Origin of the sequence: Kribbella sp. NBC_01245 (assembly GCF_036226525.1) — a bacterium.
Taxonomy (GTDB): domain Bacteria; phylum Actinomycetota; class Actinomycetes; order Propionibacteriales; family Kribbellaceae; genus Kribbella.
In genome coordinates this window covers 7,554,642-7,569,862 of sequence record NZ_CP108487.1, presented here as the reverse complement: position 1 = coordinate 7,569,862, position 15,221 = coordinate 7,554,642, and the positions used below count along the sequence as shown (strand labels likewise).

General features: G+C 67.1%; 15 protein-coding genes and 1 tRNA gene. 4 read left to right on the top strand and 12 right to left on the bottom strand.

The window, feature by feature from the left end; genetic code table 11:
- Positions 1-112: 112 nt before the first annotated feature.
- From OG394_RS34695 to OG394_RS34680, 4 genes are all read right to left on the bottom strand, one after another.
- The gene (locus OG394_RS34695; protein WP_328991437.1) at positions 113-997 is read right to left on the bottom strand and encodes an inositol monophosphatase family protein; all 885 of its coding nucleotides are present in this window, start codon (positions 995-997) and stop codon (positions 113-115) included.
- 413 nt (positions 998-1,410) lie between these two features.
- Positions 1,411-1,494: transfer RNA gene (locus OG394_RS34690), tRNA-Leu, on the bottom strand.
- A 105-nt stretch (positions 1,495-1,599) separates the two neighbouring features.
- Complete coding sequence (locus OG394_RS34685) at positions 1,600-2,166, bottom strand: peptide deformylase (protein ID WP_328991436.1); 567 nt, start codon at positions 2,164-2,166, stop codon at positions 1,600-1,602.
- Complete coding sequence (locus OG394_RS34680) at positions 2,163-2,672, bottom strand: glycine cleavage system protein R (RefSeq protein ID WP_328991435.1); 510 nt, start codon at positions 2,670-2,672, stop codon at positions 2,163-2,165. The genes OG394_RS34685 and OG394_RS34680 overlap by 4 nt, the downstream gene beginning before the upstream one ends.
- 103 nt (positions 2,673-2,775) lie before the next feature.
- Here OG394_RS34680 and OG394_RS34675 point away from each other — a divergent pair, with 103 nt between their 5' ends.
- The 3 genes from OG394_RS34675 (at position 2,776) to OG394_RS34665 (ending at position 7,096) form a co-directional block, all read left to right on the top strand.
- The gene (locus OG394_RS34675) at positions 2,776-3,951 is read left to right on the top strand and encodes a sensor histidine kinase (RefSeq protein ID WP_328991433.1); all 1,176 of its coding nucleotides are present in this window, start codon (positions 2,776-2,778) and stop codon (positions 3,949-3,951) included.
- Entirely contained in the window at positions 3,948-4,625 is a 678-nt protein-coding gene (locus tag OG394_RS34670) for a response regulator transcription factor (protein ID WP_328991432.1), read from the top strand. The genes OG394_RS34675 and OG394_RS34670 overlap by 4 nt, the downstream gene beginning before the upstream one ends.
- Positions 4,626-4,693: 68 nt before the next feature.
- Positions 4,694-7,096: a GH92 family glycosyl hydrolase gene (locus OG394_RS34665; RefSeq protein ID WP_328991431.1), complete on the top strand. Its 2,403-nt coding sequence runs from the start codon at positions 4,694-4,696 to the stop codon at positions 7,094-7,096.
- Positions 7,097-7,201: 105 nt separating this feature from the next.
- Here OG394_RS34665 and OG394_RS34660 read toward each other — a convergent pair whose 3' ends face one another.
- The 8 genes from OG394_RS34660 to OG394_RS34625 form a co-directional block, all read right to left on the bottom strand.
- Entirely contained in the window at positions 7,202-8,509 is a 1,308-nt protein-coding gene (locus OG394_RS34660; RefSeq protein WP_328991430.1) for an NAD(P)/FAD-dependent oxidoreductase, read from the bottom strand.
- A 324-nt stretch (positions 8,510-8,833) separates the two neighbouring features.
- Complete coding sequence (locus tag OG394_RS34655) at positions 8,834-9,661, bottom strand: uracil-DNA glycosylase (RefSeq protein WP_328991428.1); 828 nt, start codon at positions 9,659-9,661, stop codon at positions 8,834-8,836.
- Positions 9,662-10,594, bottom strand: coding sequence for a Ppx/GppA phosphatase family protein (locus OG394_RS34650; RefSeq protein WP_442914247.1), 933 nt, complete (start codon positions 10,592-10,594; stop codon positions 9,662-9,664).
- A complete protein-coding gene (locus OG394_RS34645; protein WP_328991427.1) occupies positions 10,587-11,084 on the bottom strand; it encodes a DUF501 domain-containing protein in 498 nt (165 codons plus the stop codon). The genes OG394_RS34650 and OG394_RS34645 overlap by 8 nt, the downstream gene beginning before the upstream one ends.
- Positions 11,081-11,680, bottom strand: a complete 600-nt coding sequence (locus OG394_RS34640) for an FtsB family cell division protein (RefSeq protein WP_328991426.1) — start codon at positions 11,678-11,680, stop codon at positions 11,081-11,083. Before OG394_RS34640 ends, OG394_RS34645 begins: the two co-directional genes overlap by 4 nt.
- 54 nt (positions 11,681-11,734) lie before the next feature.
- Positions 11,735-13,012 (bottom strand): phosphopyruvate hydratase, encoded by a 1,278-nt coding sequence (gene eno / locus OG394_RS34635; protein WP_328991425.1) that lies wholly within the window; start codon positions 13,010-13,012, stop codon positions 11,735-11,737.
- A 74-nt stretch (positions 13,013-13,086) separates the two neighbouring features.
- The gene (locus tag OG394_RS34630) at positions 13,087-13,635 is read right to left on the bottom strand and encodes an RNA 2'-phosphotransferase (RefSeq protein WP_328991424.1); all 549 of its coding nucleotides are present in this window, start codon (positions 13,633-13,635) and stop codon (positions 13,087-13,089) included.
- Positions 13,632-14,501, bottom strand: a complete 870-nt coding sequence (locus OG394_RS34625) for a LysR family transcriptional regulator (protein ID WP_328991423.1) — start codon at positions 14,499-14,501, stop codon at positions 13,632-13,634. Before OG394_RS34625 ends, OG394_RS34630 begins: the two co-directional genes overlap by 4 nt.
- A gap of 70 nt (positions 14,502-14,571) precedes the next feature.
- Here OG394_RS34625 and OG394_RS34620 point away from each other — a divergent pair, with 70 nt between their 5' ends.
- Positions 14,572-15,084 carry a hypothetical protein gene (locus OG394_RS34620; RefSeq protein WP_328991422.1) on the top strand — a complete coding sequence of 171 codons (513 nt, stop codon included), beginning with the start codon at positions 14,572-14,574 and terminating at the stop codon, positions 15,082-15,084.
- Positions 15,085-15,221 lie beyond the last annotated feature (137 nt).

Below are 15,221 nucleotides of genomic sequence, written 5' to 3'. Positions count from 1 at the left end.
ATTAGCGACTGGATGAGCTCAACGAATACTTGGCGCGCGAAAGGATCTTTAGGTTGCTGACCTCGATTCTGAGCAGCGATGAACTCCTCAGCGCCAATAATCGACGTGACATCTACGAGGACTTCGGTACTTCTGTGCGGGAGTCCTGCGCTATCTCCACGAACCACTTGACTGCCTCCGGACGGCCCATCACGGTGCTTTCGAAAGTCGGTTCAGGTTGAGCAAGTGTTTCTCTGGATACCGGTAGTCGCTTGCGAGCATCCAAGTCTGTAGACAATAGACCGGCGATCTCACCGAGACACAACCCGGCCAGCCCGTCCCAGATCTTCTGTTGGGGACGGTAGAAGAGATCGAAACGGGGCGAATCTTCGGCAACCTCCGTGAGGTCCAGCGCAGTGCGAAGAAGGTCCAGCGTCTGTGATGTAGTACGAGTTTTCAGCTTGTAACCCGCTTCAAGCATCTCTGACTCATACGATCTTGCCGCCGTATTCGCACTTCGGGTCACCGAAGCAGCTTGGGCTGGCTCCAGGTCAGAATTGAGAATTGCTGGATGACCGTTGACTGTTATCTTTCCCTCAGCTCGCGAGGCAAGTACGACGACAGGCGTGCGGCCTATCCCCAGCTCTGGAGCGACAATTAGCGCAGCAACCGGCTCGCGATGTTCCAGCAGGCAAACAACTGAGCAAAATTCGACGCTACCTGGACGCACGAACTCAGCGGTCCCATCAATCGGGTCGATGACCCAGACTCGCTTCGGTTCATCACCTTCAGCTGGTCGCCAACTGCCTGTACCCGATTCCTCAGCCACGACCTTCGCCTCGGAATCCCAATCACGGATCTTGTCAATGACAAGCGCCTCGACCGCCAAGTCAGCGTCCGTGAGCAACGTGCGATCAGCTTTCTCCTGGATGTCCACCTCAGATACACGCGCGCGGTAACTGCTGAGCGTATGTATTAGCTCAGTCGCAAGGTCGGTCCATAGCTTCTCGGGATGCATTGCGTCTCCTGGGCGACCAAAGTGGCGAACAATCCTCTGCCAACAAACCGCTTCAGTCTCCCACCCCTCGCCCGAAGCCGCGAGCTGATCGCCGCGTCGCCAGGCGAGGCATGGCCTCCCAAGCAAACGGCAGTCACGGGCGACCCGTTGACGGGCCATAACCGAGCCTAATCCGGACCAAACCACGGAAGAGTCACGAATCCCGAACCGCGGTTGGATGCCCGCAAAATATTGGTTGGAATTCAAACTAGTCATAACTGTTCGCTCGATTGCACATGCACATGCGTATGTGCGAGCAAGCTCTGCCGCGCGGTGTCGCCGCCCGATGGCCGCCGCCATGGGAGCGATCTTCAAGCGCAGACGCGACTAGCCAAGTCTGCGGCAAGTCGCTGCAGACTGAGCGTCAGAAGTGGTGGTGCCCGGGACGGGATTCGAACCCGTATACCTTTCGGTCGCGAGGTTTAAGCTCGCTGCGTCTGCCGTTCCGCCACCCGGGCCCGGCCCTCGTACCTTACAAGGCAGCCGGGGCTCCGGCGCAGGGAACCAGAGCGCCGGGAACCAAGGCGCGGGGAACCAGGGCGTAGGGACTTGGAGCGCGGGGGCTAGAGGTAGACCTTGCGGGGGAAGATGGCGTGGGCGCCGGCTACTCGGTCTAGGAAGAGTTTGCCGGCGCAGTGGTCGATCTCGTGCTGGAGGGCGCGGGCTTCGAAGGCGTCGGTGCTTATGGTGACGGATTCGGCCGTGCCGGGGAGTTGGCCGGTGACGGTCAGCCGGGTGGCGCGTTTCACGTCTCCGGTGAGGTCGGGGACGGACATGCAGCCTTCGCGGGCCTTCTCCTGGCGGCTGGCCTCGACAACGACCGCGTTGCAGAGCACGAAAACGCCGTGACACGTGCGGGTCTTCGGATGACCGGTGACGTCGAGCGCGAACATCTGCGCCGCGACGCCGACCTGGGGCGCGGCCAATCCGACGCAGCCCGGTGAGACCCGCATGGTGGCGACCAGGTCGGCGGCCAGGGCGACCATCACCGGGTCGGCCGGGTCGATCTCGGCACCCTCGGTGGCCAGCACCGGGTGTGGGGCCTGGACCACCTCGAGGATGTCGCCGGCCAGGCCGAGCTGGGCCGGGCTCCAGGTGGCGAGGGTCTGGTTCAGGTGGGCGAGGCTCACAGGTCGTCGCTCTCGGCCGGGCGCAGGGTCACGCCCACACCGAGTTCGTCACCGGTCACCTCGAGGGAGGCGGTCAGCTCCGAGACGTCGACGGTGGCGGGCAGTTCCACCTCGGCGGTCAGGACGTACAGCGTGCTGCTCAGCCGGGTCGACAGGTCCGTGACGGTACCGCCTACGGCCGCGATCAGCCGGGTGATCGCCGAGACGATGCCCGGGCGGTCGGCGCCGTGCACACTCAAGATGTACGGCGGGCCGACCGGGGCGTGCGTCTGCTCGGGGCCGACCGCCCGCACGGTGATCACGAGTTCGCCGCCGAGCGGCGCGAGCGCCTCGGTGACCGCGTCGGCGTCCGGGCCGGTGCAGACCAGCATCATCGCGAAATGCCCGCGCAGCAGGGTCATCGTCGAGTCTTCGAGGTTGACCCCGACGCCGGCCAGCGCGCCGGTGACGTCGGCGATGATGCCCGGGCGGTCCGGGCCGATCACGGTGACAGCGAGCTGGTTCATGCCTGAAACCTACCTGTCCGAAAGTCTCGACCGACTCCGACTTCGGTATCCGGACAGCCCGGAAAGAGCTGATCCGGCCGGTGGCACGGCTAGATTCGACCGCATGGCGGGTACGGGACAGCTGACCACGGAGTGGAAGGCGGTAGAGCGCAGACGACGGCCTGTTCGCAACGGCATCGTGAACACGTTGATGGTCGTCATCTCGATCGTGATGGGCCTGATCGTCTACAACGACGCCGCGAACGCGCCGTACGCCTACCGGTGGGTGGAGCCGATCGATCTCTGGATCGGGCTCGCCACCTGCCTGCTGCTGTTCTTCCGCCGTCGCTGGCCGGTGCAGATCGCGATCGCAACGGTAGTGGTGGGCAGCTTCTCCGATACCGCGTGGATGGCGACGCTGTTCGCGATCTTCACACTGGCGATCCATCGGCCGTTCCGGACTACTGCGCTCGTCACCCTGCTCAATCTGCCACTGCTACCGCTCTATGCCGTCTACAGCTGGCATCTGCGCTCGACCGGCTTTCAAGACCTCCTCTTCACCTGCGTCTTCGCGCTGTTCATCTACTCCGGCGCCGCCGCGTGGGGCTTGTTCCTGAGGTCGCGCCGCCAGCTCGTCTACTCCCTGGAGGAGCGGGCCGAGCGAGCCGAGGACTTCGCCCACCTACAGGCCGAGCAGGCGCAGCTCCGGGCCCGGGAGGAGATCGCCCGGGAGATGCACGACGTACTCGGGCACCGGTTGTCCCTGCTCAGCGTGCACGCGGGCGCGCTCGCTTATCGGCCGCATGCGCCTACCAGCGAGATCGCCGGCGCGGCCGAGATCATCCGGGCCAGCGCGCACCACGCGCTCCAGGATCTGCGCGAGGTCATCGGCGTACTGCGGGCGCCTGTCGGGGAGCTGCCGCAGCCGATGTTCGCGGATCTGCCCGCCCTGGTGGAGAGTTCGCGCCAGGCCGGCATGGTGGTCGACCTGCGGATCGATGCGCCCGGCAACATTCCGGATCACGTCGGGCGTACGGCGTACCGGGTGGTGCAGGAAGGGCTGACGAATGCGCTCAAGCACGCACCGGGCCAGCCGGTCCGGATCCAGCTCAACGGCGTACCAGGAGACGGGTTGACGATCGAGGTCCTGAACTCGGTGCCATCCGCGCCGCGGACCGACGGCGGGCAGGGGCTGGTCGGATTGGCCGAGCGGGCCAAGCTGGCGGACGGGCGGATCGAGCACGGGCGGACGGGTGATGGCGAGTTCCGGCTGTGGGTGTGGCTACCGTGGCCGGCATGACCGAGACACCCGTGATCCGGGTCCTGATCGTGGACGACGACCCGCTGCTGCGCGCCGGCCTGGTGATGATGCTCAAGGGCGCGGACGACATCCGGGTGGTGGGCGAGGCCGGCGACGGGCGCGGGGTGCCGGCGTTGATCGAGCGGCACTCCCCCGACGTGATCCTGATGGACATCCGGATGCCGAATATGGACGGCCTGACCGCCACCGAGGTGGTCCGATCGCGTCCGGGTGCGCCGGAGGTCGTCATCCTCACCACGTTCGACGCCGATGAGCACGTGCTGCGGGCGTTGCGCGCGGGCGCGGCCGGGTTCGTGCTCAAGGACACGCCGCCGGCCGAGATCGTCGAGGCCGTACGGCGGGTGGCGTCGGGTCAACCGGTGCTTTCGCCGGTGGTGACGCGGCGGCTGATGAAGCGGGTGGCGGCGTCCGGGCAGGACCAGCGCAAGGCGCGTGCGGACGAGCGGCTCGACCTGTTGAACGCCCGCGAGCGCGAGATCGCCGTGGCGGTGGGCGAGGGCAAATCCAACGCCGAGATCAGCGCGACGCTCTATCTCAGCGTGCCGACGGTCAAGACGCACGTGTCCCGGATCCTGAGCAAGCTCGACCTGAACAACCGGGTCCAGATCGCCCTGCTCGTGCACGATGCCGGTCTTCTGGACGACGCGCGCTAATCAACTCTCGTTCATTCATTCGCATTAGCGTGGGTGAGTCCGCCCGCCACGGAAGGAATGAATGACGCATGCGTATCGTCGCCGCTGGTCTCGCCCTCTTGCTCTTGACGCCGGTACTACCCGCCACCGCGGCACCACCCGCAGAGCTCACGACGACGTACGGCGAAGCGTCGTACGGGCAGGAGGACCTCGCGTCGTACGTCGATCCGTTCGTCGGGTCGCGGCGGGATGGCAATACGTGGCCGGGCGCGGTTCGGCCGTTCGGGATGATCTCGTGGAGTCCGACGAGTACTCGCGGGGATCAGACCAGCACGGGCGCGGCCAACGGGTACCAGTACGACGTGACGCGGGTGCGCGGGTTCTCCCTCACCCACGTCAACGGCGCCGGCTGCAATCCGGGTGCCGCCGGCGACGTACCGATCATGCCGTACGCCGGTGAGGTCGACTCGTCCCCGACGGGTGATACCACCGACGCCAAGTACGCGAACAACTTCAGCCACGCGGAGGAATCCGCCAAGCCCGGCAGGTATTCGGTCAAGCTCGACTCGGGCGTGACCACCGATCTCGCGGTCACCACGCGCGCGGGAGTCGGCGAATTCGGCTTCCCCGCGGGCAAACCGGCGAACCTGCTCTTCCGGGTCTCGAACTCTCTCAACGGCAGCGAGGACGCCGAGATCACCATCGACCCGGCCGGCCGCAAGGTCACCGGGTCCGTCCTGACCGGCGCCTTCTGCGGCCGGCGCGCGAACGGCGGCACCAACAACCGGCGCTCCTACTACCGGCTCCACTTCAGCGCGTCGTTCGACCAGCCGATCGTTGCCTCCGGCACCTGGAAGGACCGCACCCTCACTCCGGGCAGTCTGCACACCACGGGTGGCGAGGGCTACGCGACCGGCGCCGACCGGGCCGGCAAGGGCTCGGGCGGGTACGTCGGCTTCGCCCCGGGCTCGGCCGTGCGGATGAAGATCGGCATCTCGTACGTCAGCCTGGCCGGCGCCGAGCTCAACCGAGCGGCGGAACTCCGCAAGGACGCGACGGTCGAAGGCGTAGCGGCCGACGGCTATCGCCAGTGGAACAACGAGCTGAAGGCTGTGCGGATCGGCGGTGGTACGGCGGATCAGCGGTCGACGTTCTACACCGCGCTCTACCACGCGATGCTGCAGCCGAACATCTTCAACGACGTCGACGGCCGGTATCTCGGGAGCGACCGGTTGATCCACCGGCTGGCGAAGGGACAGCGCGCGCAGTACGGCACGTTCTCCGGGTGGGACCAATACCGCGCGCATATCCAACTGCTCGCGCTGGTCAAGCCCTCGGTCGCCGGCGATTTCGCTCAGTCGTTGTATCAGTTTGCCCAGCAAAATAAGGGTATTTGGGATCGCTGGCTGCACAACAACGGCGCCACTCACGTGATGACGGGCGACCCGTCCGCGCCGACACTGGCGACCTTCGCGGCGATGGGCGTGCGCAATTTCGATGCCCTCGGCGCCTATCGATCGCTGTTGCACCAGGCAACGGTCCAGAACGCCGACGCGGAGAACGATGGTGGTTGCCCAGGGCAATGCACCGGGCAACGACCGGCGCTGGATCGCTATGTCGACTTGAACTACGCACCGCAGGACGCCTGCCACTGCTGGGGTGGTGCCGCCGAGACGCTCGAGAACTCTCTGGCCGACCACTCCCTCGCCATGTGGGCCGAGCGCCTCGGACAGCCGACGGCCGCCATGGCCGAGCGAGGCACTTGGTGGAAGAACACGTTCAACCCGGCCGTCGGGTACCAGCAGGCGCGTAATGCCGACGGGACGTGGGTGCCGGGCTTCACGCCGTCGACAGACCGTGGTTTCGCTCAGGGCTCCAGTGCCACCTATACGTGGATGGTGCCGCAGGACGTCGGTGGGTTGGCCGAGGCGATGGGAGGCGCCGACAACGCCGTACGACGGCTGGACGGGTTCTTCCACGATGAGGCGGGCAACTGGGCCGTGAAGGGCGGCAGCGCGTTGCGGTACGACCCGGGCAATGAGCCGGGACTGCACACGCCTTGGCTGTACAACGCGCTCGGAAAGCCGTGGAAGACGCAGGAGACAGTGCGGGAGATCGTCGACACCGTGTACGGCGTGGGGCCGTCGGGCCTGCCGGGGAACGACGATCTGGGCACGATGTCGGCCTGGTACGTCTTCGCCGCGATCGGGTTGTTCCCGCAGACGCCGGGCCGGGCGGAGCTCCTGCTCGGGAGTCCCTTGTTCCCCCGGGTTGAGCTGCGCCGCGACAACGGCGTACATCTGGTGGTGGAGGCGCCGCAGACGTCAGACGCCAACCAGTACGTGCAATCCGCCCGGTTGAACGGACGTCCGCACACGTCTTCCTGGCTCCCTGAGTCCTACCTGCAGCGAGGCGGACGGATCGCCCTGACGATGGGGTCTACCCCCAGCGCCTGGGCAACGGCTCCGGCGGATCTGCCCGTCGACCACTGAGGTCAGACGCGACCACTCGCCGGCTTTTGGGCTGCGAGTGGTCGCGTCTGGTCCGGCCAAATGTGACCACTCGCGGGGTTTTAGGCGGCGAGTGGTCGCGTCTGGTCAGGAGCCGGTTGCGCGGCGGAATTCGTCGTTCGGCGTTTGCAGGCTGCCGAGTGACGTGACCTCGCGGCGGAAGAACAGCGCCAGCGTCCAGTCGAGGATGACGCGGGCCTTGCGGTTGAAGGTGGGCACGCGGGACACGTGGTACGTCCGGTGCAGGAACCAGGCCGGCCAGCCCTTGACCTTCACGCCATACAGCTGGGCGACGCCCTTGTGCAGGCCGAGGCTCGCGACCGAACCGACGTACTTGTGCTTGTAGTCCTCAGGCTCGTTGCCGTCGACTACGCGCAGGATGTTCTTCGCGAGGAGGTTGGCCTGGCGGACCGCGTGCTGGGCGTTGGGCGCGCAGAAGACGCCGGGCTCGGCGGTCAGGTCCGGCACGGCGGCATTGTCACCGGCGGACCAGGCGTCCTCGAGGCCCTCCATGCGGAGGCTCGGGAGGCACTTGACGCGACCCTTCTCGTCCAGCGGGAAGTCGGTCGCGGCCAGGGCCGGGTTGGCCTTCACGCCGGCGGTCCACACGATGGTGTCGGAGTCGAACTCCTCGCCGTCGCTGAGAACCACGTGGCCCTTCTCGCAGGACTCGAGTCGGGTCTCGAGCCGGACCTCCATGTTGCGCTTGCGGAGCTGCTCGACCGTGTAGACGCCGAGCTCCGGGCCGACCTCGGGCAGGATCCGCCCGGTGGCCTCGACCAGGACCCAGCGCATGTCGGCCGGGGTGATGTTGTCGTAGTACCGGGTGGCGTAGCGGGCCATGTCCTCCAGCTCCGCGAACGCCTCGACCCCGGCGTACCCACCGCCGACGAAGACGAAGGTCAGCGCGGCTTTGCGCAGCGCCTCGTCGGGCTGGGACGACGCGACGTCGAGCCGGTCCAGCACCTTGTTGCGCAGGGCAATGGCCTCTTCGACGTTCTTGAACCCGCCGGCCTCTTCGGCCAGGCCCGGAATCGGCAGCGTGCGGGCGATCGAACCGAGCGCGACGACGATCTGGTCGTACGCCACCTCGTAGTCCGGGCCCTCCTCCGGCATCACGTGGGCGACCTTGCGCGAGTGGTCGATCGCCGTCACGCGGCCGGTCACGACGCGGCAACCCTTGAGGGTCTTCCGCAGCGGCACCACGACGTGCCGCGGCTCGACCGAACCGGCCGCCGCCTCGGGCAGGAACGGCTGGTAGGTCATCACCGACCTGGGGTCCACCACCGTGACGCGGATCTTGCCCCGCTTGGCCGCCTTGCGCAGTCCGTACGCCGTGTACATCCCGACGTATCCGCCTCCGACGATGAGGATGTGCGGTACCTGGGCTGTCATCTACCTTCACTCTCCCTGAGTGGCATTACCAACCTTGTGGTAGTACCAGCGTAGCGCCCTCGTGAAAACTTTCACAAACCCTCTGGAGGGTGATCTCGCCCACCGGGCATCCCTCTCCAGAGTGACCCACACCACCTCACCACACCCGCATTACCACCACATTGCAACCACCCCACACCCGTTGCCATCCCCCCGACCCCGCAAACCCGGGTGCCCTCCTTCTTTTGCGACGATCGGACCCGATTTGCCGCTGCGAGGCAGCCTGCAGCTGACAGGTAACAGACGAGCGGCAAATCGGGTCCGATCGTCGCAAAAGAAGACGGTTCAGCTGCAGAGGGTCAGCGCGCGGGTGAAGATGGCGTCGGTCATGGGTTCGGTGAGTTTGCCGGTGAAGGTGTTCTGCTGGCTGGGGTGGAAGCAGCCGATCACGGTCACCTCGCCGTACGGGCCGTCGATCGGGTACTCGACGGCATGCCCGAACCGAGGGCGGGGCCGCGGTACGTCGTACCCGACCGTCTGCAGGCCCGCCAGCGTCGCGTCGAAGCCGAATTTGCCCAGGCAGACGATCGCCCGCACGGAGGGCAGCACCATCGCGAGTTCGGCGCGGAACCAAGGCGCGCAGGTGTCGCGTTCGTCCGGCGTGGGTTTGTTGGCGGGCGGCGCGCACCGGACGGCCGCGATCATCCGCGCGCCGATCAGACGGAGGCCGTCGCCGGCGTGCTCGCTGGTCGGCTGGTTCGCGAGGCCGACGCGATAAAGGGACGCGAACAGCCAATCGCCCGAGCGGTCGCCGGTGAACACCCGGCCGGTGCGGTTGCCGCCGTTCGCCGCGGGCGCGAGTCCGGCGATCAGCAGACTGGGCGCGGGATCACCCCACCCAGCGATCGGGCGACCCCAGTAAGGCTGGTCCGCGAACGACTTTCGCTTGCCGACAGCAACTTCCTCCCGCCAGGCGACGAGCCGATCGCAGGCCCGGCATACCGACACCTCGGCCGCCAGCTCGGCAAGCGATGAAGCCCTGGATGCAAGCCGTACGACGTCCGAGGAGTTCCGCGCGACCGGGGTGCCGGCGTCCGCCGGGTCGTCGGGCCAGCCGGTGCCGGGCGGCACGGGACTGTCGAACAGCTCGCCCGTCAGCGGATGCGGAAGCATCTACTCGAGTAGAGACAGGGCGGTGCCGTCGAGGATGTCGTGCTCCGAGACCAGGAGCTCATCCACCGCGAGACAACCGTGAAGGCGGGCGTGTAAACGCGCCAGGATCAACGCACCCGCGCCGATGACGTCCACCCGGCCCGGGTGGATCGCCGCACGCGACGCCCGCTCCAAGCGCGTGGACGAGAGCAACCACGAGGTGGTCTCGACCAGTTGCGCGGCGGAAATACGCGCGTGATGCACCCGGTCGCGGTCGTACTCGGGCAGATCGAGCGCGACCGCAGCCACAGTGGTGACCGTCCCAGCCACGCCGACCAAGCTCCGGGTCTTCGCGAGCGGGACGACCGTGGCGTCGAGCAGCGCGTCGATATCCCGCGTCATCCCGGCGACCTCATCCGGGGAGGCGGGATCCGAGCGCACGTGTCGCTCGGTCATCCGGACGGACCCCATGTCGAGCGATTCGGCCTGGATCACGCCATCCGCGTCGCCCAGTACGAGCTCGGTCGAGCCGCCGCCGATATCGGCCACCAGGTACGGCCCGGGCACGTCGGCCAGCCCGCCCGTGGCACCGGCAAAACTCAGGGCCGCCTCTTCCGAACCGGCGATGATGTCGGGCTCGACGCCAAGGCGCGCGTGGACGCCGGCGAAGAACTCGTCCCGGTTGGCGACATCCCGCGCGGCCGAGGTGGCGACGAACCGCACCCGCTCAACGCCGTACGACTTGATCAACGAGGCGTATTCCGAGCACGCCGCGAACGTCCGTTCCAGGGCCTCGGGCGCGAAGACGCCGGTCGCGTCGACGCCTTGGCCGAGACGGACGATGACCATCCGGCGGTCGACCTCGCGCAGGCCTCCGTCGACGGCGTCCGCGACCAGGAGCCGGATGGAGTTGGTGCCGCAGTCGATCGCGGCGACCCGGCTCACTTCAGTCATCCAGGGACACGCAAGGGCCACGCTTACCCCAGGCCGGCAGCGCCGCCAGGGACTCGTCGCCGAGCGGGTTGACGCCCGGCCCTTCGGCGAGCGAATGGCCGACCAGCACGTGCAGGCACTTGACCCGGGTCGGCATCCCGCCGGCGCTGATGCCGTCGATCTCGGGCACGTGTGCGATGGCCTCGCGGCGGGCGAGATACGACTTGTGGGCCGCCTCGTACGTCGCGGCGAGCTCTCGGTCTTCGTCCAAACGGGCAGTCATCTCGCGCATCAGACCACTGGCCTCTTGCGTGCCGATGACGGAGGAGAGACGGGGGCAGGTGACGTAGAACAGCGTCGGGAACGGCGTCCCGTCGGGCAGGCGCGGCTCGGTCTCGACCACATCGGGCAGACCGCAGTCGCAGCGATGGGCGATCGACTTGATACCACGCGCCGGCCGGCCCAGCTGAGCGCTGACCGCGGCGATGTCTTCGGGAGTGGGTGCGGTCATCGTCCAGGTTTCGGGGTGAGCAGGGTCTTCGGGGTCGGTTTGGCCGTCGGCGGTGTCGCGTTCGGCGGACGGCCCGCGATCTCGACGCTACCCCACAGCTTCGAGTACCAAGTCGGCTCCTGCGGCGCCTCGTCGGGGTTGGCCGGCTCGAGTGGCGCGGGCGGCGCCCCCGCGGCCTTACCGTCGGCGCCGATGACGCGGTAACCGATCTCGCCGGGCATGACCCAGCCGAGCCGCTGCCGGGCCTGCGCGCGAACGTACGCGTCGTCGTCCCAGCGCGCGATCTCGTCCTCGAGCTCGCCGACCCGTTTCTCCCGGTCGCGGATCTCGGTCTGCAAGGCGCTGATCTGCTGGTGCTGGTCGAACCAGACCCGCAGGCTCTGCGCATACGACACTACGAGCGCGCCGAGGACCAGCAGCACCATCGCCGCCCGGCCGGTCAGATTCCGCGAACCCCGGGTGCGGGTCGGCCCGGAGGTCGTACCTGCTGTCCGGCGCTTGGGCTGGTTGCCGTCCCGGCGTGCGGGCGGTCGCGTCTGGGTGCGGCTCGAAGGCCTCGAACCAGGACGCGGACCGGCATCACGACGGGACGGCATAACTCAGCTCCTCGACTACGCCTAGGAAACTCCTCGGAGGGAATTGTCCCAGGCTCAGCCCTGGAAGCGCGGGAAGGCGCCTCGCCCGGCGTAGCGCGCGGCGTCGTCCAGCTCCTCCTCGATGCGCAGCAGCTGGTTGTACTTGGCGGTCCGGTCCGAACGGGCCGGGGCGCCGGTCTTGATCTGGCCGCAGTTCGTCGCGACGGCCAGGTCGGCGATGGTGGTGTCCTCGGTCTCGCCCGAGCGGTGGCTCATCATGCAGGTGAAACCGCTGCGGTGGGCGAGGTCGACGGCATCCAGGGTCTCGGTCAGGGTGCCGATCTGGTTGACCTTGACCAGCAGCGAGTTGGCCGACTTCTCGGTGATACCGCGCTGCAGCCGCTCGACGTTGGTGACGAACAGGTCGTCGCCGACGATCTGGATCTTGTCGCCCAGCTGACCGGTCAGGTTGGCCCAGCCGGCCCAGTCGTCCTCGTTCAGCGGGTCCTCGATCGAGACGATCGGGTACGACGCGACCAGGTCGGCGTAGTAGGCGATCATCTCGTCGGACGACTTCTTGCCACCCTCGAACGCGTACACGCCGTCGGTGTGGAACTCGCTCGCCGCCACGTCCATGGCCAGCGCGATGTCCTTGCCCGGGGTCAGGCCGGCCTTCTCGATCGCGACCAGGATCAGGTCCAGCGCGTCGCGGTTGCTCGGCAGGCTCGGCGCGAAGCCGCCCTCATCGCCGAGGCCGGTGGACAGGCCCTTCTCCTTCAGCACGGCCTTCAGCGCGTGGTAGACGCTGACGCCCTGCATGAGCGCCTCGGAGTACGTCGCGGCACCGATCGGCGCGACCATGAACTCCTGCACGTCGACGTTGCTGTCCGCGTGCGCGCCACCGTTGAGGATGTTCATCATCGGCACCGGCAGGATGTGCGCGTTCGGGCCGCCCACGTAGCGGTACAGGTCCAGGCCGGAGCTCTCCGCGGCGGCCTTGGCCACGGCGAGGCTGACGCCGAGGATGGCGTTCGCGCCGAGCTTGGCCTTGTTCGGCGTACCGTCCAGGTCGAGCAGGGCCTGGTCGATCAGCCGCTGCTCGTGGACGTCGTAGCCGACGATCTCCTTGTCGATCTCGTCCAGAACGGCCGTGACGGCCTTCTGAACGCCCTTGCCGCCGTAGCGCTTACCGCCGTCGCGAAGCTCTACCGCCTCGAACTGGCCGGTGGAAGCGCCCGACGGGACAGCGGCCCGGGCGACGGTGTCGTCGTCGAGCAGAACCTCGACCTCGACAGTGGGGTTACCGCGCGAATCGAGGATCTCGCGCGCGCCGACGGCCTCAATGGTGGCCACATGCACTCCTAGTTCACTGTTGACGGGGTTCACTGGTGACGAGCCCAGCCTGCAGCTCGACGATCATGCCGAGCCTAGCTTCCAGACCAGCGGGCCTGGTGGACCGCGTCCGACTTGACGATGTTCTCCGGTGGAACACTCCTGGTCAGCAGCACGCCATTGGGCGCCTCGAACACGGCTAACCCTGCCGGATCCACTGCCAGTTGCACGGGCGTTCGTCTGCCTAGCGGGCTATCCCGGGTCTGCGTCAGGTGCACGTGCGTACGTCGTCCTGGGTGTAGTCCGGTGGCAGTGATGCTGCCGACGGCCTGAGCGTTCGTACCGTGCCAGAGCAGGCCCTGCAGGTCGTAGACGGCCCAGCTGGCTTCGAGGGCCTCGAGCGTCACCGGCATGTTGAGGCGGGAGTGGCCTTGGCAGGCGCGTATTAGTCCTCCGTCCACCTGTAGCCGCCTCTTGTCGTTCTGCGCGACCGCTTCGTCCAGTTGCGGCCTGGTGAGGTCTAGGAGGGCGCAGACGTCCTGGATAGAACTCCACCCGTCCGGGGACATCGCTAGACCTCGCTCCCCCGCGGTATGCCTTAGCAGCCGGGAGATCCGCTTACTGCGACGTACGACCTCGTTCATTGCGTCAAGCGTGTCAGTAGTCCCTTAAGGATGTCGACACGCTTGTCCGACTGCTGCCGACGCGTAAGCACGTAGTACCGAACAGGCGGGAGATCGGTGACTCTGGCGGTTACCAGCGGCCGCGGCGTACGGACTGAGCCGTTGACGACTGCAGGGCCTACGCCGAGTTCTACGAAGTGCAGCTGCAACTGCCAGCCCTGGGCCTCTACTGCCACGCTCCAGTCGATCCCGGCGTCCAGAAGATTCCGCTCCAGCGACTGGCGGTGCGGCCTGGATAGGGGCGGTACGACGAGCGCTTCTCCCTCCAAGTCCTTCAACCGGACCGTACGACGTCCGGCCAGTCGGTGGTCCGGGCGCATCGCGAGCACCTGCGGGAGTTGGCAGAGCAGCTCATGGGCCAAGTCGTCCGGCGGGATGCCTAGTGCGGTGACGCCGACGTCGGCCGTACCGTCGCGCAGGCCGTCCAACGTGGCCTCGGCGTCTGCCGTGATCAGGTGCAGTCCACCCGGAGCCTGGTCGAGGTAGCGCCGGACCGCCTCGCCCAGGAGGTAGAGGTAAGCGCCCGCACCGGCTGCGAGCGTCAACGGCCTCGGCGGTACGTCGTCGAGTGTGCTGAGGAAGTCCGCTGCCCGGGCGCGGGTGTCGTTGGCGAAGGCGGCCAGGCGTTCACCGGTTGTGGTGAGGAGGAGGTTGCGGCCTTGTTTGACGACCAGCGGGCGGCCGATGGTCTGCTCCAGCTTCCTGATCCGGGCGTGCAAGGCCGGCTGGCTCACGTGCAACTCGGCGGCCGCGTGCGTGTAGTTCCGATGAGCCGCGAAGACCGCGAACGCCTCCAGATCCTCAGCCACCAGCCGATCCACAATCATCACTTGATCCTATAGCTGTATGGCAGATTTATAGTTCTGCTCAATGCCTGGCTGAGCCCAGGCTGGGGTCATGAAGACATTAGGAATAGACATCGGCCGCGTGATCATCGACGGCGGCTCGCACCCGAACGGCGGCGACACCGCCTTCTTCAACGGAGACACCGCAACCCTGCTCCGCACTCCTGCGGTGGCAGGCGCCTTCGACTCCATCGCTCGCCTGACGACCCTCTTCAACCACCGCGTCTGGCTCGTCTCGAAAGCCGGACCCCGAGTCCAGCAACGCTCCCTCGATTGGCTCCACCACCACGATTTCTTCACCCACACAGGCATCCCGGCCACCAACGTCCGCTTCTGCCTCCGCCGCGCCGACAAGGCCGCTCACTGCGCCGAACTCGCCATCACCCACTTCGTCGACGACAACCTCGAAGTCCACCAAGCCCTCGCCGGCCTAGTCCCCCACCGCTACCTCTTCGGCCCACAACGCCACTCCAACCTCCCCCGCGACCTCGTCCCCACCCTCACCTGGCCAGACGCCGAACGCGCGATCACCCAGACCATCGCCCTCAGTCCCGTCCGGCCGTAGAACTTTCCGTCACTTCTGTCGTTTCCGTGGGTCATCACGTACCAGGTCCGGCGACGACCAGCCGCCCTCAATGCGACTCCCAGACCACTCGCGGATAGTGAGATGGAATCGGGACTTGCACATGGCCGGGCGTCCGC